Consider the following 17,400-nt stretch of genomic DNA (forward strand, 5'->3'; position numbering starts at 1 on the left):
CCAGTATATGGGGATGTTTCCCACACATTCAACGCCGCGTATACGGAAAAATAAAAGGGGAGATAAAATCCCCCCTTTTTGATTAACTGCTTGTATGATTTGGTGAATTATTCGCCAGATGCCTGTTGCGCTTCCGGCTTGCCATAAATCAGCAATGGCTTGGTCTGGCCGCTAATGACCGACTCATCAATCACCACTTTCTCAACATCTTCCATCGACGGCAGATCGTACATGGTGTCAAGCAGCGCCGCTTCCACGATAGAACGCAGGCCACGCGCACCGGTTTTACGGATCATCGCTTTCTTGGCAATCGCGTCCAGCGCTTCGTCACGGAATTCCAGCTCAACGCCTTCCAGATTGAACAGCGCCTGATACTGCTTGGTCAGCGCATTTTTCGGCTCTTTCAGGATCTGGATCAGCGCGTCTTCACTCAGTTCGTTCAGCGTTGCCACAACAGGCAGACGACCAATGAACTCAGGAATCAGACCAAACTTGATCAAGTCTTCTGGCTCAACCTGTGACAGCAACTCGCCTTCGTTCGGCTTTTCGGACGAGGCTTTCACCGTCGCGCCAAAACCAATGCCGGAGCCGGTTTCAACACGGTGAGAGATCACTTTATCCAGACCGGCAAACGCACCACCACAGATGAACAGGATCTTGGACGTATCAACCTGCAGGAACTCCTGCTGAGGATGTTTACGGCCACCCTGCGGTGGAACGGCTGCAACCGTACCTTCAATCAGCTTCAGCAGCGCCTGCTGCACGCCCTCACCCGAAACGTCACGGGTAATGGACGGGTTGTCAGATTTACGGGAGATCTTGTCGATCTCATCGATATAAACAATCCCGCGCTGCGCTTTCTGTACATCGTAATCGCATTTCTGCAGCAGTTTCTGGATGATGTTTTCTACGTCCTCACCCACATAACCGGCTTCGGTCAGGGTGGTGGCATCGGCCATTGTGAACGGAACATCCAGCAGACGCGCCAGCGTTTCAGCCAGCAGCGTTTTACCGGAGCCGGTTGGGCCGATCAGCAGAATATTACTTTTACCCAGTTCTACGCCATTGCTGGTATCACCGTTACGCAGGCGTTTGTAGTGGTTGTATACCGCCACGGCGAGCACTTTTTTCGCCTGCTCCTGACCGATGACATAGTCGTCAAGATGATGACGAATTTCATGCGGCGTTGGCAGCGCGCTGCGCTCGCGGTGAGGTGCTACTTCTTTAATCTCTTCGCGAATAATGTCGTTACATAAGTCAACACATTCGTCGCAGATATACACGGACGGCCCGGCAATCAGTTTACGCACTTCATGCTGGCTTTTGCCGCAAAAAGAGCAGTACAGCAGTTTGCCCGAACCATCTTTGCGTTTATCTGTCATGAGTCCAAACCTCTTTTTAAGTTCTTTGTGCCGCACATGACGACGCAAATGCCATTTTCAGACGCAAGCTGCTTTTAGCAACATGCCGCCCTACCTGAGTATAGCGGCACACTCGCGTCACGGGCATCAATTACGATGGGTCAAAACGGAGTCGACTAAGCCGTACTCAACAGCCTCAGAGGCAGAGAGGAAACGATCGCGCTCGGTATCGCGCTCGATCTGCTCAAGAGATTGACCCGTATGCTGCGCCATAAGTTCATTCATGCGCGCTTTTACTTTCAGAATTTCGCGGGCGTGGATTTCAATATCCGTCGCCTGCCCCTGATAACCCCCCAGCGGCTGGTGAATCATCACGCGGGAATTTGGCAGGCAGAAACGCTTACCTTTAGCCCCTGCGGTTAACAGGAACGCACCCATAGATGCAGCCTGACCCATACAGATAGTGCTGACATCTGGCTTGATGAATTGCATGGTGTCATAAATGGACATACCTGCCGTGATCACGCCGCCCGGGGAGTTAATGTACAGGTAAATGTCTTTTTCCGGGTTTTCCGCTTCCAGAAACAGCATCTGCGCCACGATCAGGTTAGCCATGTGGTCTTCCACCTGGCCGGTCAAAAAGATAACGCGCTCCTTGAGCAGACGGGAATAGATATCAAAAGAACGCTCACCACGTGAGGTCTGTTCAATAACCATTGGCACCAGAGCCATATGGGGTGCAAAGTTATCTCGTTCGCCACTGTATGACATTTCCGTCTCCTGGATCAAAATTGAAAACACCTGCTGTACTGATTGTAACCTTACGGACGGATTATCAGCCAGTCTCAATCATCGTGATTACACACTTATGGGGTTCATACTGCCCTATTTCAAGCATAACAACCTTTTGTTGTTACGCTAACACTGAAAGGGCGTTTTAGCACTCTTCCTGGGGTAAAGCCGTGATAAAAAAAACCCGTCGCCGGAAGGCAACGGGTTTTTTGTTCAAACTTTAAACCCTGGGGGCGAAATTACGCCTGCTGGTTCATCAGTTCGTTGAAAGAGGTCGCTTTTTCGGTCACTTTCGCTTTCGCCAGTACCGCTTCAACAGCCTGCTCTTCCAGGGCAACATTGCGCATGTTGTCCATCAGCTCTTTGTTCTTACCGTAGAACTCGATCACTTCTGATGGATCTTCGTATGCAGAAGCCATCTCTTCGATCAGGCCTTTCACACGCTCTTCGTCAGCTTTCAGCTCGTGGGTACGAATCACTTCGCCCAGCAGCAGGCCAACAACAACGCGGCGTTTAGCTTGCTCTTCGAACAGCTCGCGTGGCAGTTCCATCGCTTGCTGCTGGTTGCCACCGAAACGCTGTGCAGCCTGACGGCGCAGAACGTCGATTTCGCTGTCAATCAGGGCAGCCGGAACGTCGATTTCGTTCGCTTTTACCAGACCATCGATCGCCTGAGATTTCACACGGTTACGTACAGCGCCGTTCAGCTCACGTTCCATGTTTTTACGCACTTCGGTACGCAGACCGGCTACAGAACCATCTTCCACGCCGAAACGCTTGATGAATTCTTCAGTCAGTTCAGGCAGTTCGCGCTCTTCAACTTTCTTCAGGTTGATAACGAACTTCGCTGCTTTACCTTTCAGGTTTTCAGCGTGGTACTCTTCCGGGAAGGTCACGTCGATGGTGAACTCTTCGCCCGCTTTGTGACCTTTGATACCGTCTTCGAAGCCTGGGATCATACGACCCTGGCCCATTGCCAGTACGAAGTCAGACGCTTTGCCGCCTTCGAACTCTTCGCCGTCTACAGAACCGGTGAAGTCGATGGTCACACGGTCTTCCGCGTCAACAGCACCTTCTTTCTCTTTCCAGTTCGCCTGCTGCTTACGCAGAGTGTCCAGCATGCCGTCAACGTCTTCGTCAGTCACGGAAACAACAGGTTTTTCAACTTCGATAGATTCCAGACCTTTCAGCTCAACTTCCGGGTACACTTCGAACTCTACGGAGTAGGTGAAGTCTTCGCCCTGTTTGTATTCGCCTGGAACGTAATTCGGCGCACCGGCCGGATTAATTTTTTCTTTGATGATCGCATCAATAAAGTTGCGGCTCATCAGTTCACCCAGCACATCCTGACGCACGGAAGCGCCATAACGCTGAGCAACAACATTCATCGGTACTTTGCCCTTACGGAAGCCGTCAATACGTACTTTTTTTGCTACGTTGACCAGCTCGCTTTTCACAGCAGTTTCGATGCTGTCAGCAGCGATAGTAATCGTTACACGGCGGCCAAGGCCTTGAGTGGTTTCAACTGAAACTTGCATCTTGTTACCTCAAAAAAATCACAGTGCTCGGTCAACTCTGAATCTGTCTGTTATACCGGGATGCTCTCTTAGTGCAGATTCACATTCCCTGTCGCCAGAATCATCCCGAAGACATTCATTAAGACGCGGCATTATAGCGGCATCACTTAGGTGAGTCGAGAACGGTTGGGGCATGTTGCTGCGGCTTTTTTCACACTTTAAGGCTATTTTTAGCCTTAAAAACGCACCATCCGCTCAAAACTCAGACAAAACAAAACGGCCCGGAGGCCGTTTTGAGGAAATCTGTATGCAACATACTGGAAAAGCTCCAGCCGTTGCAAATCCGATTTATCAGGCGATGGTGCCTGCGCCGCGACACGGCGGCGATGCAAATACCGTATCCTGCAAGCCTTCCCATTCCTTAATGGTATAGGTGTGCAATGCCAGCGCATGTACGGTTGTGGAGAGTTCTTCCGTCAAGGTGCTGTAGATCAAGCGATGTCGGTTCAGGAAACGTTCTCCCGTGAAGCGATCGCTGACCAGAACCACTTTAAAGTGGCTTTCAGAACCTGCCGGCACGTTATGACGATAGCTTTCGTCGACGACTTCGAGGAACACAGGGTTGAACGCTGCCCTTAATTTATCTTCTATCTGTTCACGTATCATCATGAAATCACTCCTCCGACAACGCCAGGATGTCACCCATCCCTTTAAATATTAGCCGCTTTTACCGTTTCCATTACAACAAGACAACAAATATTTAGCTTTCGTCTTATTTTCTCATTCAGACGAATGAAGTTCACTGTGAGACTCATACCTTTTGACCTTCGCGCGTGGAGAAAAAGGCGGGGCTGGTCAGTTTTCGGACAAGGCGATGAATTTACATGCGTTGACCACTTCCCCTGGCCGTTAGCGATGTTATGATGGCGGCAATTTTTCTCTGTAATGCTTACGATTCGTTGAGAACCTGAAAATGTTAAAAAAACTCTTCTTTCCGTTGGTAGCACTTTTTATGCTGGCAGGCTGCGCTACCCCGCCTACAACCATTGATGTCTCCCCTAAGATTACCCTGCCTCAGCAGGATCCTAGCCTGATGGGCGTAACCGTGAGCATTAACGGTGCCGATCAGCGTCAGGATCAAGCCCTAGCTAAAGTGACCCGCGACAACCAGCAGGTGACGTTGACCGCCTCACGCGACCTGCGCTTCCTGCTGCAGGAAGTGCTCGAGAAACAGATGACTTCCCGCGGCTATATGATTGGCCCAAGCGGTGCGGTTGATCTGCAGATCATCGTGAACAACCTGTACGCTGACGTGTCCCAGGGTAACGTTCGCTACAACATCTCCACCAAAGCGGATATCGCCATCATCGCGACCGCGAAGAACGGCAACAAGATGACCAAAAACTACCGTGCGAGCTACTCTGTTGAAGGCGCGTTCCAGGCGTCCAACAAAAATATTGCTAACGCGGTTAACAGCGTGCTGACTGACACCATTTCCGATATGGCGCAGGACACCAGCATCCACGACTTCATCAAGCAAAACGCGCGTTAATCCCGCTTCCTGACCCGGTGTTTCACCGGGTCAGCTTTATATGAACATGTCGAGTCATTACTTACGCATTTTCCAGCAACCTAAATCAGCCATCCTGCTGATCCTTGGTTTCGCCTCCGGTTTACCTCTCGCCCTCACCTCCGGCACGCTGCAGGCCTGGATGACCGTCGAGAATATCGATCTCAAAACCATTGGTTTCTTCTCCCTCGTCGGCCAGGCTTACGTCTTTAAGTTCCTGTGGTCGCCGGTGATGGACCGTTATACCCCGCCGTTCCTGGGCCGTCGTCGCGGCTGGTTAGTGATGACCCAGGTCCTGTTGCTGATCGCAATCGCGGCGATGGGCTTTCTTGAACCCACGACGCAGCTTCGCTGGATGGCCGCCCTTGCGGTGGTAATCGCCTTCTGTTCTGCCTCGCAGGATATCGTTTTTGATGCCTGGAAGACGGACGTGTTGCCTGCAGAAGAGCGGGGAGCCGGCGCAGCCATTAGCGTGCTGGGCTATCGTCTGGGGATGCTGGTATCCGGTGGTCTGGCGCTGTGGGTGGCCGACCGTTATCTCGGCTGGCAGGGCATGTACTGGCTGATGGCCGCCCTGTTGATCCCCTGTATTATTGCCACCCTGCTCGCCCCCGAACCGAGCGATGTGATCCCGGTTCCACGTTCTCTGGAGCAGGCCGTTGCCGAACCTCTTCGCGACTTCTTTGGCCGCAACAACGCCTGGCTTATCCTGCTGTTAATCGTCCTTTATAAGCTCGGCGATGCCTTCGCGATGAGCCTGACCACCACCTTCCTAATTCGCGGGGTCGGGTTTGATGCCGGTGAAGTCGGCGTGGTGAACAAAACGCTCGGGTTGTTTGCGACTATTGTCGGGGCCCTGTACGGCGGCGTATTAATGCAGCGTCTGACGCTCTTTCGCGCACTGCTGATCTTCGGCATCCTGCAGGGGGCATCGAACGCCGGTTACTGGCTGCTGTCGGTGACGGATAAGCATATGATCAGCATGGGCGCCGCGGTGTTTTTTGAAAACCTGTGCGGCGGTATGGGGACAGCGGCGTTTGTTGCCCTGCTGATGACCCTGTGCAACAAATCGTTTTCCGCGACGCAGTTCGCTCTGCTCTCGGCGCTTTCCGCCGTTGGTCGCGTGTATGTCGGGCCGATTGCCGGCTGGTTTGTTGAAGCCCATGGCTGGCCAACGTTCTACCTCTTCTCCGTGGTAGCGGCAGTGCCTGGGCTCTTATTGTTACTGGTCTGTCGCCAGACGCTGGAATATACCCAGCGAACAGAACACTTTATGCCACGCACGGAATATCATCGCGCTTACCGTTTTGCGTTACGACTGTTAATGGCGGGTTGCTTTGCCCTGGTGCTGTGGCTCGTGGTGCTCATTATTAATGCCACCACCTCTCTGGTACTGCCTCTCGAAGCGCTTCTGCTGGATGCCGGCGCGCTGCTGGCGGTTGCCGGGATCCTGACTGGCGGGCTGCTCGATTTCATGGCGCTGCGTAAAACGCAGTTAACCTGAAGTAAAATCCGAAAGGTTATTTCCCGTTGTAATCACGAACCGAAATTATAACGGTGAAATAGCCGCCAGCCGCTAAAAAAAATATTTGTTGTTTTGTGCGGGATAGGATTCGGAAATTATTGGAGTCAATTGCAGAACGCTATTTTTCATTAAACGATTCAGCATCAGAGAGTTTGATTTTTCGTTTTTTAGTTGTCTTTTTATTGATAATTAATTGTTAATTTTTTGTTTATTTTTCACAATGGTTATACCAATTGCCCCTTTTAGGGTATGCTTGGGGGTCCTTTCGTTATAAAGCCCATGCCATGCGGCTTACGTCTTAAAAAGCGACATAATTTGCAACACTTGTGACATGTGCGGCAGAACCCGGTAACACCTTCCTGACACAGGTCTAATGATGTTTACAGTAATGTAACCTTCCCGTAAAATGCCCCCACACTTTAAACGCCACCAGACTCCCGTGGAATTGAGGTCGTTAAATGAGACTCAGGAAATACAATAAAAGTTTGGGATGGTTGTCATTATTCGCAGGCACTGTATTACTCAGTGGCTGCGATTCTGCACTACTTGACCCCAAAGGACAGATTGGACTGGAACAACGTTCACTGATATTGACGGCTTTTGGCCTGATGTTGATTGTGGTTATTCCAGCCATTTTGATGGCTGTTGGTTTCGCCTGGAAGTATCGTGCGAGCAATAAAGATGCGAAGTATAGCCCTAACTGGTCACACTCCAATAAAGTGGAAGCTGTGGTCTGGACGGTACCTATCCTGATCATCCTGTTCCTTGCCGTACTGACATGGAAAACCACTCACGCACTTGAGCCAAGCAAGCCGCTGGTTCACGATGAAAAACCGATTACCATTGAAGTGGTCTCCATGGACTGGAAATGGTTCTTCATCTATCCGGAACAGGGCATTGCCACCGTGAATGAAATCGCCTTCCCGGCGAACACTCCGGTTCAGTTCAAAGTGACCTCCAACTCCGTAATGAACTCCTTCTTCATCCCACGTCTGGGTAGCCAGATTTACGCGATGGCCGGTATGCAGACTAACCTGCACCTGATCGCGAATGAAGCAGGCACCTACGATGGTATCTCCGCCAGCTATAGCGGCCCGGGCTTCTCAGGTATGAAGTTCAAAGCTATCGCGACGCCAGACCGTGCCGCTTTCGACCAGTGGGTTGAAAAAGCGAAGCAGTCTCCAAACACCATGTCTGACATGGCGGCGTTCGAAAAAGTGGCAGCACCTAGCGAATATAACAAGGTGGAGTACTTCTCTAACGTGAAACCAGATTTGTTCAAAGACGTTATTGGCAAATTTATGGATCACGGCAAGAGCATGGACATGACCCAGCCTGAAGGTGAGCATAGCGCACACGAAGGTATGGAAGGCATGGACATGAGCCACGCGGAAACCGCTCACTAAGGGGCCGAGGAAGAAAATGTTCGGAAAATTGACACTGGATGCAGTGCCCTACCATGAACCCATTATCGTGGTTACGGTTGCTGCAATTATCATCGGTGGCGCAGCCTTACTGGCCTTGATCACTTACTTCGGTAAGTGGAGCTACCTGTGGAACGAGTGGCTGACTTCGGTTGACCACAAAAAACTGGGTATCATGTACTGCATCGTCGGTATCGTCATGTTAATTCGTGGCTTTGCGGATGCGATCATGATGCGTAGCCAGCAGGCACTCGCGTCCGCGGGTGAAGCCGGCTTCCTGCCGCCGCATCACTACGACCAGATCTTTACCGCCCACGGCGTTATCATGATCTTCTTCGTGGCGATGCCGCTGGTTATCGGTCTGATGAACGTTGTCGTTCCGCTGCAAATCGGCGCGCGCGACGTAGCGTTCCCGTTCCTGAACAACCTGAGCTTCTGGTTCACGGTTGTCGGCGTTATCCTGGTTAACCTGTCACTGGGTGTGGGCGAATTTGCTCAGACCGGCTGGCTGGCTTACCCGCCGCTTTCGGGAATTGAGTACAGTCCGGGCGTTGGCGTCGATTACTGGATTTGGGCACTTCAGCTCTCCGGTGTCGGTACAACCCTGACCGGTATCAACTTCTTCGTGACCATTATCAAGATGCGTGCCCCTGGCATGACCATGTTCAAGATGCCGGTATTTACCTGGGCATCTCTGTGCGCCAACATCCTGATTATTGCATCATTCCCAATTCTGACCGTCACCATCGCGCTGCTGACCCTGGACCGCTACCTGGGCACCCATTTCTTTACCAACGATATGGGTGGCAACATGATGATGTACATCAACCTGATTTGGGCCTGGGGTCACCCGGAAGTGTACATCCTGGTTCTGCCGGTCTTCGGTGTGTTCTCCGAAATCGCAGCAACCTTCTCGCGTAAACGTCTGTTTGGTTACACCTCTCTGGTGTGGGCAACCGTGTGTATTACCGTTCTGTCGTTCATCGTTTGGCTGCACCACTTCTTCACCATGGGTGCTGGCGCGAACGTAAACGCCTTCTTCGGTATTACAACCATGATTATCGCAATCCCTACCGGGGTTAAGATCTTCAACTGGCTGTTCACCATGTACCAGGGCCGTATCGTGTTCCACTCAGCAATGCTGTGGACTATCGGCTTCATCGTCACCTTCTCCGTGGGTGGGATGACCGGTGTACTGCTGGCGGTACCGGGTGCTGACTTCGTTCTGCACAACAGTCTGTTCCTGATTGCGCACTTCCATAACGTTATCATCGGTGGTGTGGTCTTCGGCTGCTTCGCTGGCGTAACCTACTGGTGGCCAAAAGCGTTCGGTTTCACCCTGAACGAAAAATGGGGTAAACGCGCATTCTGGTTCTGGATCATCGGCTTCTTCGTTGCATTTATGCCGCTGTACGTGCTGGGCTTCATGGGTATGACCCGTCGTCTGAGCCAGCAGATTGATCCACAGTTCCACCCAATGCTGATGGTTGCAGCGGGCGGTGCCGTGCTGATTGCTTGTGGTATCGCGTCTCAGCTGATTCAGTTCTACGTTTCTATTCGCGACCGCGATCAGAACCGTGACCTGACCGGTGACCCATGGGGTGGCCGTACGCTGGAGTGGGCAACCTCTTCTCCACCACCGTTCTATAACTTCGCCATTGTGCCGCAGGTCCATGAACGCGACGCATTCTGGGAAATGAAAGAAAAAGGTGAAGCGTACAAGCAACCTGCTCATTACGAAGAGATCCACATGCCGAAAAACAGCGGTGCGGGCATTGTTATTGCCGCCTTCGCAACGGTATTTGGCTTCGCAATGATCTGGCACATCTGGTGGATGGCGATTGTTGGCTTCGCCGGCATCGTAATCAGCTGGATTGTGAAGAGCTTTGACGAGGACGTAGACTACTACGTACCAGTCCGTGAAGTCGAAAAACTGGAAAACCAGCATTTCGATGAGATTTCTAAAGCGGGGCTGAAAAATGGCAACTGATACTTTGGCGCACTCTACTGCCCACGCGCATGAACATGCGCACCACGATACAGGACCGACAAAAGTCTTCGGTTTCTGGATCTACCTGATGAGCGACTGCATTCTGTTCTGCTGTCTGTTCGCAACGTATGCCGTTCTGGTGAACGGCACTGCGGGCGGCCCGGCTGGCAAGGACATCTTTGAACTGCCGTTCGTTCTGGTAGAAACCGCGCTGCTGCTGTTCAGCTCCATCACCTACGGCATGGCGGCTATCGCCATGTACAAAAACAACAAGAGCCAGGTTGTCTCCTGGCTGGCGTTGACCTGGCTGTTTGGTGCTGGCTTTATCGGGATGGAAATCTATGAATTCCATCACCTGATTATGGAAGGCTTCGGGCCGGATCGTAGTGGCTTCCTGTCTGCGTTCTTCGCACTGGTAGGGACCCACGGTCTGCACGTAACGTCTGGTCTGATCTGGATGGCAGTACTGATGTTCCAGATCTCCCGTCGTGGCCTGACCAGCACTAACCGCACGCGTATCCTGTGCCTGAGCCTGTTCTGGCACTTCCTGGACGTTGTGTGGATCTGTGTGTTCTCTGTTGTATATCTGATGGGGGCGATGTAATGAGTCATTCAAACGATCATGGCGCTTCCCACGGTAGCGTAAAAACCTATATGACAGGTTTCATCCTGTCGATCATTCTGACGGTGATCCCGTTCTGGATGGTGATGAGCGGTTCTGCGTCTAAGCCAGTTATTCTGGGTGCAATCCTGGTAACCGCGGTGATTCAGATTCTGGTGCATCTGGTTTGCTTCCTGCACATGAACACCAAGTCCGATGAAGGCTGGAACATGACGGCTTTCATCTTTACCGTGATTATCATCGCTATCCTGGTAGTCGGTTCCATCTGGATTATGTGGAACCTTAACTACAACATGATGGTTCACTAAGAGCGGCGAGTATGTTTAAGCAATACCTGCAAGTCACGAAACCAGGCATCATCTTTGGCAACCTGATCTCCGTAATTGGGGGGTTCCTGCTGGCCTCTAAAGGCAGCATCGATTACACCCTCTTTATCGCTACGCTGGTCGGTGTGTCGCTGGTTGTTGCATCCGGTTGTGTATTTAACAACTACATCGACATGGATATCGACAAGAAGATGGAAAGGACTAAAAATCGGGTGCTGGTTAAAGGCCTGATCGCCCCTTCCGTCTCGCTGGTGTACGCCACCTTGCTGGGTATTGCTGGCTTTATGCTGCTGTGGTTTGGCGCTAATCCTCTGGCCTGTTGGCTGGGGGTGATGGGGTTCGTCGTCTATGTGGGCGTTTACAGCCTGTATATGAAACGCCACTCCGTCTACGGAACGCTGATTGGTTCTCTCTCCGGCGCTGCGCCGCCGGTGATTGGCTACTGCGCCGTCACGAACGAGTTCGACAGCGGTGCGCTGATCCTGCTGGCTATCTTTAGCCTGTGGCAGATGCCGCACTCCTATGCCATCGCGATTTTCCGCTTTAAGGATTATCAGGCAGCGAACATTCCAGTTCTGCCGGTCGTGAAGGGCATTTCCGTGGCTAAAAACCACATCACGCTGTACATCATCGCCTTTGCCGTGGCAACGCTGATGCTCTCTCTGGGCGGTTACGCCGGGTACAAATACCTGGCGGTAGCGGCTGCGGTGAGCGTCTGGTGGCTCGGCATGGCCCTGCGCGGCTACAAAGTGGAAGATGACAAGGTCTGGGCACGTAAGCTGTTCGTGTTCTCCATTGTCGCTATCACTTCGCTGTCGGTGATGATGTCCGTGGATTTCATGGTGCCTGATTCACACAACCTGCTGACTTACGTCTGGTAAGTCACACCAGGTGAATAAAAGGGTGCTTCGGCACCCTTTTTTATTCATCGAATCCATTAATAACGCATGTAATATTTGTTAAATAACCCTTTATTTACCCCGCCCCTTCCCCGCACTACACTATGGCCTGCTTTTGAATTGAGGTGGTAATGAACGATTATAAAATGACGCCAGGCGAATTGCGCGCGACCTGGGGTTTAGGGACTGTTTTCTCGCTACGGATGCTTGGCATGTTTATGGTCCTGCCTGTTCTGACCACGTACGGCATGGCGCTACAGGGTGCCAGCGAAGCGCTGATTGGCCTGGCGATTGGCATCTACGGTCTGGCTCAGGCGGTATTTCAGATCCCGTTTGGCCTGCTCTCGGATCGGGTTGGCCGCAAACCGCTGATTGTCGGCGGCCTGCTTATTTTTGTGCTCGGCAGCGTGATAGCCGCCCTCTCCCACTCCATCTGGGGAATTATTCTTGGTCGCGCCCTGCAGGGCTCTGGTGCGATTGCCGCCGCCGTGATGGCGCTGCTGTCAGACTTAACCCGTGAGCAGAATCGCACCAAAGCGATGGCGTTTATCGGCGTGAGCTTTGGCGTCACTTTCGCGATTGCGATGGTGCTCGGGCCTATCATCACCCATAAACTCGGCCTGCATGCCCTGTTCTGGATGATTGCCGTGCTGGCGACCGTCGGTATTGCGCTGACCCTTTGGGTGGTGCCGGACAGCAAAAACCACGTCCTTAACCGTGAATCCGGGATGGTGAAAGGCTGCTTCAGCAAAGTGCTGATGGAACCGCGCCTGCTTAAACTTAACTTCGGCATCATGTGTCTGCACATCCTGCTGATGTCGACCTTTGTCGCCCTTCCCGGTCAGCTTGCCGCCGCGGGCTTCCCTGCCGCGGAGCACTGGAAAATCTACCTGGTGACCATGTTGATTTCGTTCGTTTCGGTCGTGCCGTTCATCATCTACGCCGAAGTGAAACGCAAGATGAAGCGCGTCTTCATTGGCTGCGTGGCGGTGCTGCTGATTGCCGAGATTGTGCTCTGGGGATCCGGCCCGCACTTCTGGGAACTGGTGGCCGGCGTGCAGCTCTTCTTCCTGGCCTTTAACCTGATGGAAGCCCTGCTGCCATCGCTGATTAGCAAGGAGTCCCCGGCCGGCTATAAAGGCACAGCAATGGGGATCTACTCCACCAGCCAGTTTATCGGCGTGGCTATCGGGGGCTCGCTCGGCGGCTGGGTGGACGGCCTGTTTGATTCGCAAACCGTGTTCCTCGCAGGCGCACTGCTGGCGATGGTCTGGCTGCTGGTCGCCAGCAGCATGAAAGAGCCGCGCTACGTCAGCAGTCTGCGGGTCGAAATTCCTGAGGATGTTGAGATTACCGACGCGCTAAAACAGCGTCTTGAAGCAACGGAGGGGGTAAGTGAAGTGCTTATTGCCCCACAAGAGCGCAGCGCTTACGTCAAAATAGACAGTAAAGTGACAAACCGCTTCGAAATCGAGCAGGCTCTCAAAGCCTGAAAAAATGCCCGGTAAAACCGGGCATCTTTGCCTTAATCGCGGAAGTTCTTGAACTGGAACGGCTGCCCCAGATCGCCGCCACGTACCAGCGCCATAACGGCCTGCAGGTCATCGCGGGATTTACCGGTCACACGAATTTCTTCACCCTGGATTTGCGCCTGAACCTTCAGCTTGCTGTCCTTGATGAGCTTAACGATCTTCTTCTGAACCGCGCTCTCAATACCCTGCTTCAGTTTGGCTTCGACAAACCAGTTTTTACCGCTATGCACAAACTCGTCTGGTACATCCAGTGAGGTGCCTTCAATGCCGCGTTTAAGCAGCTTGGCGCGCAGAATATCCAGCAGTTGGTTAACCTGGAAATCAGATTCGCTCAGGACCTTAATGGTCTTATTCGCATCGTTCAGCTCGAAAGTTGCCTCAACGCCACGAAAGTCGAAACGTGACTCAACTTCACGGCTTGCGTTTTCAACGCCGTTGCGGACTTCCTGGATATCAACTTCGGAAACAATATCGAAAGATGGCATCTTTTCTTCTCCCTTCATTTTTGTTGCGTTGCATAATACCCGCTACAAGGCAGATACCCCAAATAATTCGAGTTGCAGCTATCCCTGGCCGTTCACGTGAGGAAACACCGCACAGATGTCACAGGGTTTACTCAACAGAAGCTTAGCTGACGGCGCTATACTTAGGCCGTAACACCTGGCGCAGTTGCAGGTGAGGAGGAACAATGAAAATTACAGTGCTCGGATGCGGAGCCCTTGGACAGCTATGGCTGACCGCGCTTTGCAAGCACGGACATGAGGTACAGGGCTGGCTGCGCGTGCCCCAGCCCTATTGCAGTGTGAACCTGATTGACGAAGACGGAAGTATATTCAACGAATCACTCACCGCGAACGATCCAGATTTTCTGGCGCAAAGCGATCTGCTGCTGGTCACGCTCAAAGCATGGCAGGTTTCAGATGCGGTAAAGACGCTGGCCGCGCAACTTCCCCCAGACTCCCCCATCCTGCTGCTGCATAACGGCATGGGAACCATTGATGAGCTGAAAAGCATCCCACATCCCTTGTTGATGGCGACCACCACGCACGCCGCACGCCGCGATGGCAACATTATCGTGCATATCGCCAGCGGCGTAACGCACATGGGCCCCGCCCGTACGCAGGATGGCGACTACAGCTATCTGGCGGATGTTCTGCAGAAGGTGCTACCGGACGTGGCCTGGCATGACACTATCCGCCCGCAGCTGTGGCGCAAGCTGGCGGTTAACTGCGTGATCAATCCGCTGACGGCGCTGTGGAACTGCCCGAACGGGGAACTGAAAAATCATCCGCAGGAAATTGCCACCCTGTGCGCGGAGGTCGCCTCGGTTATCGAACGTGAAGGCCTGCATACCTCGGCGGAGGATTTACGCTATTATGTTGAGCAGGTAATTGAAAGTACTGCAGAAAACATCTCCTCGATGTTGCAGGACATTCGGGCATTACGCCACACAGAGATTGATTACATCACGGGCTATTTGCTCAAACGCGCCCGCGCCCACGGCATTGCCGTGCCGGAAAATGCCCGTCTGTATGACCTGGTTAAACGTAAGGAGAGTGAATATGAGCGCGTCAGCACTGATCTGCCTCGCCCCTGGTAGCGAAGAGACAGAAGCCGTCACCACCATTGATTTGATGGTGCGCGGCGGCATTAACGTGACCACCGCCAGCGTCGCCAGCGACGGTAATCTGACCATCACCTGTTCACGGGGCGTAAAAATCCTCGCCGATGCACCGCTTGTGCAGGTGGCCGACGGGGATTACGACATCATCGTACTGCCGGGCGGCCTGAAGGGCGCGGAGTATTTTCGCGACAGCCCGCTCCTGGTCGAAACCGTCAGGCAATTCCATCTGTCGGGGCGCATCGTTGCGGCAATTTGTGCCGCAGCCGGCACGGTTCTGGTGCCGCATAACATTTTCCCGATCGGGAATATGACCGGTTTCCCGGGACTGAAAGAGACCATTCCTGAAGAGCAATGGGTGGATAAACGTGTGGTCTGGGATCCGCGCGTCAATCTGCTCACCAGCCAGGGGCCGGGTACCGCGATCGATTTTGGACTGAAGATTATCGACCTGCTGGTCGGGCGTGAGAAAGCCTACGAGGTGGCGTCGTCGTTAGTGATGGCGGCGGGGATTTATAATTTTTACGAAGCGTAGCGTGTAAAGAAAGCCGGGTAAGCGAAGCCGCCACCCGGCAAACGGTTAAGGGCGATAGACCTTCACATTTGCAAAGCCCTGCTCGCGCAGATACAGTGCCTGCAGACGGCTCATCACCCCGCGCTCGCACCACAGCAGATACGTTTTGCTCTGGTCGAGATCGCCGAATTTGGTGCTCAGCTTGTAGAACGGCAGGGAAACCACGTCCACGCCTTCAACCTGCAGCGGTTTGTCATCCTGTTCATCAATGGAACGGATATCCAGAATCGCATCGTTGGCACCGAAACCGCTGACGGTTTCAACTTCAACCACTTCCTGCTCGGTCTGCTGGGCGATCTCGCGGATATCGATGTTGGTCGCTTCCGCCACCACCTTCTCCAGAATGCCGAAATCGAAGTTCTCTTCTTCGGCTTCGATTTTCGCCTTCACCGCTTTGACGGTCGGGCTTTTTGAGATCACACCGCAGTATTCCGGCATGGTGCGGGCAAAATCTTCGGTACCGATTTTGCGCGCCAGATCGATGATGTGCTCTTTATCGTAGGAGATCAGCGGACGCAGGATCAGGGTATCCGATACGTTGTCGATAAGACGCAGGTTGGTCAGGGTCTGGCTGGAGACCTGGCCCAGCGCTTCACCGGTGACCAGCGCCTGCACGCCGTACCGCTCCGCCACTTTGGACGCTGCACGCACCATCATGCGTTTCAGCACCACGCCCATCTGACCGTCGTCCACTTTTTCAAGGATTTCGCCGACCACTGGCTCAAAGTTGATCGCCACAAAACGCACGCGGTGGGAGCTGCCGAAGCGGTTCCACAGATAGTGCGCAACCTGACGTACGCCGATTTCATGCGCCGCACCGCCCAGGTTAAAGAAGCAGTAGTGTACGCGGCAGCCGCGGCGCATCAGCATATAGCTGGAAACACCGGAGTCGAAACCGCCGGAGATCAGCGACAGGACATCTTCCTGCGTGCCGATTGGGAAACCGCCGATACCTTCATAGCGGCCTTTCACCAGCAGCAGGCGATCGTTTTCGATCTCCAGGTTAACGGTCACGTCCGGGTTAGTCAGGCGCACGCGGGCGCTCTCAACGTGCTGATTGAGGCCGCCACCCACATAGCGCTCCACTTCAATGGAGCTAAACTCATGCTTACCACGACGCTTCACGCGCACGCAGAAGGTTTTGCCTTCAATCTGATCGCGGTACTGCACCAGCGCTTTTTCAAAAATGTCATGCAGGGAGGTGTAAGGAACGTCTTCCACTTCCAGAATATGGTGAATGCCCGGAATACGGGTCAGCGCGTCGCGAATATCCTGACGTTTGTTTTCATCTTTCGCGCGAACCTCAACGTGGTCCCAGTGACGCACCACGGCGAGCGTTTCGTCGTAGTGTTTTAATACGTTACGAATGTTCCCGGTGAGAATTTTAATAAAGCGCAAACGCACAGATTGGCTTTTGATGGTGATTTCAGGGAACAATTTAATGATAAACTTCATGGCGGCAATGTTTCTTAGGCAAGCTTAAGGCTTGTAATGGAAAATGAAATATACACAAAATCATTCAGGTGGCATCAACGCGGCGAGTCACAGCCCCCGCAAGCTTACGCGAGTAAGTAACGGAAAGGCGCAAACGTAGCCCAAACAGAGACAACCTGAAGGATGACGTGTATAGCAGCCCACACCCGTGGC

16 protein-coding genes are annotated in these 17,400 nt (G+C 52.9%); 10 read left to right on the forward strand and 6 right to left on the reverse strand.

Features of this window, described 5'->3' with window-relative positions:
• Positions 1 to 107: 107 nt before the first annotated feature.
• From clpX to bolA, 4 genes are all read right to left on the reverse strand, one after another.
• Entirely contained in the window at positions 108 to 1,382 is a 1,275-nt protein-coding gene (gene clpX, locus QE396_RS11945; RefSeq protein ID WP_020885209.1) for an ATP-dependent protease ATP-binding subunit ClpX, read from the reverse strand.
• Positions 1,383 to 1,508: 126 nt separating this feature from the next.
• The gene (clpP, locus tag QE396_RS11950) at positions 1,509 to 2,132 is read right to left on the reverse strand and encodes an ATP-dependent Clp endopeptidase proteolytic subunit ClpP (protein ID WP_020885210.1); all 624 of its coding nucleotides are present in this window, start codon (positions 2,130 to 2,132) and stop codon (positions 1,509 to 1,511) included.
• A gap of 260 nt (positions 2,133 to 2,392) precedes the next feature.
• On the reverse strand, positions 2,393 to 3,691 hold the full coding sequence (gene tig / locus QE396_RS11955; protein ID WP_014168868.1) for a trigger factor: 1,299 nt from the start codon (positions 3,689 to 3,691) through the stop codon (positions 2,393 to 2,395).
• Positions 3,692 to 4,021: 330 nt separating this feature from the next.
• The gene (gene bolA, locus QE396_RS11960) at positions 4,022 to 4,339 is read right to left on the reverse strand and encodes a transcriptional regulator BolA (protein ID WP_013095855.1); all 318 of its coding nucleotides are present in this window, start codon (positions 4,337 to 4,339) and stop codon (positions 4,022 to 4,024) included.
• Positions 4,340 to 4,643: 304 nt separating this feature from the next.
• Here bolA and QE396_RS11965 point away from each other — a divergent pair, with 304 nt between their 5' ends.
• The 8 genes from QE396_RS11965 (at position 4,644) to QE396_RS12000 (ending at position 13,519) form a co-directional block, all read left to right on the forward strand.
• Positions 4,644 to 5,222, forward strand: coding sequence for a lipoprotein (locus tag QE396_RS11965; RefSeq protein WP_014168866.1), 579 nt, complete (start codon positions 4,644 to 4,646; stop codon positions 5,220 to 5,222).
• Positions 5,223 to 5,268: 46 nt separating this feature from the next.
• Positions 5,269 to 6,744 carry a muropeptide MFS transporter AmpG gene (ampG, locus tag QE396_RS11970; protein WP_025204965.1) on the forward strand — a complete coding sequence of 492 codons (1,476 nt, stop codon included), beginning with the start codon at positions 5,269 to 5,271 and terminating at the stop codon, positions 6,742 to 6,744.
• A gap of 479 nt (positions 6,745 to 7,223) precedes the next feature.
• Positions 7,224 to 8,171, forward strand: a complete 948-nt coding sequence (gene cyoA / locus QE396_RS11975) for a cytochrome o ubiquinol oxidase subunit II (protein ID WP_008503322.1) — start codon at positions 7,224 to 7,226, stop codon at positions 8,169 to 8,171.
• Between the two features lie 16 nt (positions 8,172 to 8,187).
• Entirely contained in the window at positions 8,188 to 10,179 is a 1,992-nt protein-coding gene (gene cyoB, locus QE396_RS11980) for a cytochrome o ubiquinol oxidase subunit I (protein WP_014168864.1), read from the forward strand.
• On the forward strand, positions 10,169 to 10,783 hold the full coding sequence (locus tag QE396_RS11985; protein WP_014168863.1) for a cytochrome o ubiquinol oxidase subunit III: 615 nt from the start codon (positions 10,169 to 10,171) through the stop codon (positions 10,781 to 10,783). Before cyoB ends, QE396_RS11985 begins: the two co-directional genes overlap by 11 nt.
• The gene (locus QE396_RS11990; RefSeq protein WP_006176899.1) at positions 10,783 to 11,109 is read left to right on the forward strand and encodes a cytochrome o ubiquinol oxidase subunit IV; all 327 of its coding nucleotides are present in this window, start codon (positions 10,783 to 10,785) and stop codon (positions 11,107 to 11,109) included. The genes QE396_RS11985 and QE396_RS11990 overlap by 1 nt, the downstream gene beginning before the upstream one ends.
• A gap of 11 nt (positions 11,110 to 11,120) precedes the next feature.
• Positions 11,121 to 12,008 carry a heme o synthase gene (cyoE, locus tag QE396_RS11995; protein WP_014168862.1) on the forward strand — a complete coding sequence of 296 codons (888 nt, stop codon included), beginning with the start codon at positions 11,121 to 11,123 and terminating at the stop codon, positions 12,006 to 12,008.
• A 149-nt stretch (positions 12,009 to 12,157) separates the two neighbouring features.
• The gene (locus QE396_RS12000) at positions 12,158 to 13,519 is read left to right on the forward strand and encodes an MFS transporter (RefSeq protein WP_020885214.1); all 1,362 of its coding nucleotides are present in this window, start codon (positions 12,158 to 12,160) and stop codon (positions 13,517 to 13,519) included.
• Positions 13,520 to 13,551: 32 nt separating this feature from the next.
• On the opposite strand, the gene QE396_RS12005 is transcribed toward QE396_RS12000, so the two are convergent.
• Positions 13,552 to 14,043 carry a YajQ family cyclic di-GMP-binding protein gene (locus QE396_RS12005; protein ID WP_020885215.1) on the reverse strand — a complete coding sequence of 164 codons (492 nt, stop codon included), beginning with the start codon at positions 14,041 to 14,043 and terminating at the stop codon, positions 13,552 to 13,554.
• 203 nt (positions 14,044 to 14,246) lie between these two features.
• On the opposite strand from QE396_RS12005, the gene panE reads away from it, so the two are divergent.
• On the forward strand, positions 14,247 to 15,158 hold the full coding sequence (gene panE / locus QE396_RS12010; protein WP_020885216.1) for a 2-dehydropantoate 2-reductase: 912 nt from the start codon (positions 14,247 to 14,249) through the stop codon (positions 15,156 to 15,158).
• A complete protein-coding gene (gene yajL / locus QE396_RS12015; RefSeq protein ID WP_020885217.1) occupies positions 15,121 to 15,714 on the forward strand; it encodes a protein deglycase YajL in 594 nt (197 codons plus the stop codon). The genes panE and yajL overlap by 38 nt, the downstream gene beginning before the upstream one ends.
• A gap of 45 nt (positions 15,715 to 15,759) precedes the next feature.
• On the opposite strand, the gene thiI is transcribed toward yajL, so the two are convergent.
• The gene (thiI, locus tag QE396_RS12020) at positions 15,760 to 17,208 is read right to left on the reverse strand and encodes a tRNA uracil 4-sulfurtransferase ThiI (RefSeq protein ID WP_014168857.1); all 1,449 of its coding nucleotides are present in this window, start codon (positions 17,206 to 17,208) and stop codon (positions 15,760 to 15,762) included.
• Positions 17,209 to 17,400: the final 192 nt, after the last annotated feature.

The organism is Enterobacter sp. SORGH_AS_0287, from assembly GCF_031453695.1.
In the GTDB taxonomy this organism is placed as follows: Bacteria; Pseudomonadota; Gammaproteobacteria; order Enterobacterales; family Enterobacteriaceae; genus Enterobacter; species Enterobacter ludwigii.

Excerpts from the sequence above, each read along its gene's own strand:
- tig (WP_014168868.1), bottom strand. The coding sequence starts at position 3,691 with ATGCAAGTTTCAGTTGAAACCACTCAAGGCCTTGGCCGCCGTGTAACG.
- cyoE (WP_014168862.1), top strand. The coding sequence starts at position 11,121 with ATGTTTAAGCAATACCTGCAAGTCACGAAACCAGGCATCATCTTTGGC.
- clpP (WP_020885210.1), bottom strand. The coding sequence starts at position 2,132 with ATGTCATACAGTGGCGAACGAGATAACTTTGCACCCCATATGGCTCTG.
- clpX (WP_020885209.1), bottom strand. The coding sequence starts at position 1,382 with ATGACAGATAAACGCAAAGATGGTTCGGGCAAACTGCTGTACTGCTCT.
- QE396_RS12000 (WP_020885214.1), top strand. The coding sequence starts at position 12,158 with ATGAACGATTATAAAATGACGCCAGGCGAATTGCGCGCGACCTGGGGT.
- panE (WP_020885216.1), top strand. The coding sequence starts at position 14,247 with ATGAAAATTACAGTGCTCGGATGCGGAGCCCTTGGACAGCTATGGCTG.
- yajL (WP_020885217.1), top strand. The coding sequence starts at position 15,121 with ATGAGCGCGTCAGCACTGATCTGCCTCGCCCCTGGTAGCGAAGAGACA.
- QE396_RS11990 (WP_006176899.1), top strand. The coding sequence starts at position 10,783 with ATGAGTCATTCAAACGATCATGGCGCTTCCCACGGTAGCGTAAAAACC.
- cyoA (WP_008503322.1), top strand. The coding sequence starts at position 7,224 with ATGAGACTCAGGAAATACAATAAAAGTTTGGGATGGTTGTCATTATTC.
- cyoB (WP_014168864.1), top strand. The coding sequence starts at position 8,188 with ATGTTCGGAAAATTGACACTGGATGCAGTGCCCTACCATGAACCCATT.
- QE396_RS11965 (WP_014168866.1), top strand. The coding sequence starts at position 4,644 with ATGTTAAAAAAACTCTTCTTTCCGTTGGTAGCACTTTTTATGCTGGCA.
- bolA (WP_013095855.1), bottom strand. The coding sequence starts at position 4,339 with ATGATGATACGTGAACAGATAGAAGATAAATTAAGGGCAGCGTTCAAC.
- ampG (WP_025204965.1), top strand. The coding sequence starts at position 5,269 with ATGTCGAGTCATTACTTACGCATTTTCCAGCAACCTAAATCAGCCATC.
- QE396_RS12005 (WP_020885215.1), bottom strand. The coding sequence starts at position 14,043 with ATGCCATCTTTCGATATTGTTTCCGAAGTTGATATCCAGGAAGTCCGC.
- thiI (WP_014168857.1), bottom strand. The coding sequence starts at position 17,208 with ATGAAGTTTATCATTAAATTGTTCCCTGAAATCACCATCAAAAGCCAA.
- QE396_RS11985 (WP_014168863.1), top strand. The coding sequence starts at position 10,169 with ATGGCAACTGATACTTTGGCGCACTCTACTGCCCACGCGCATGAACAT.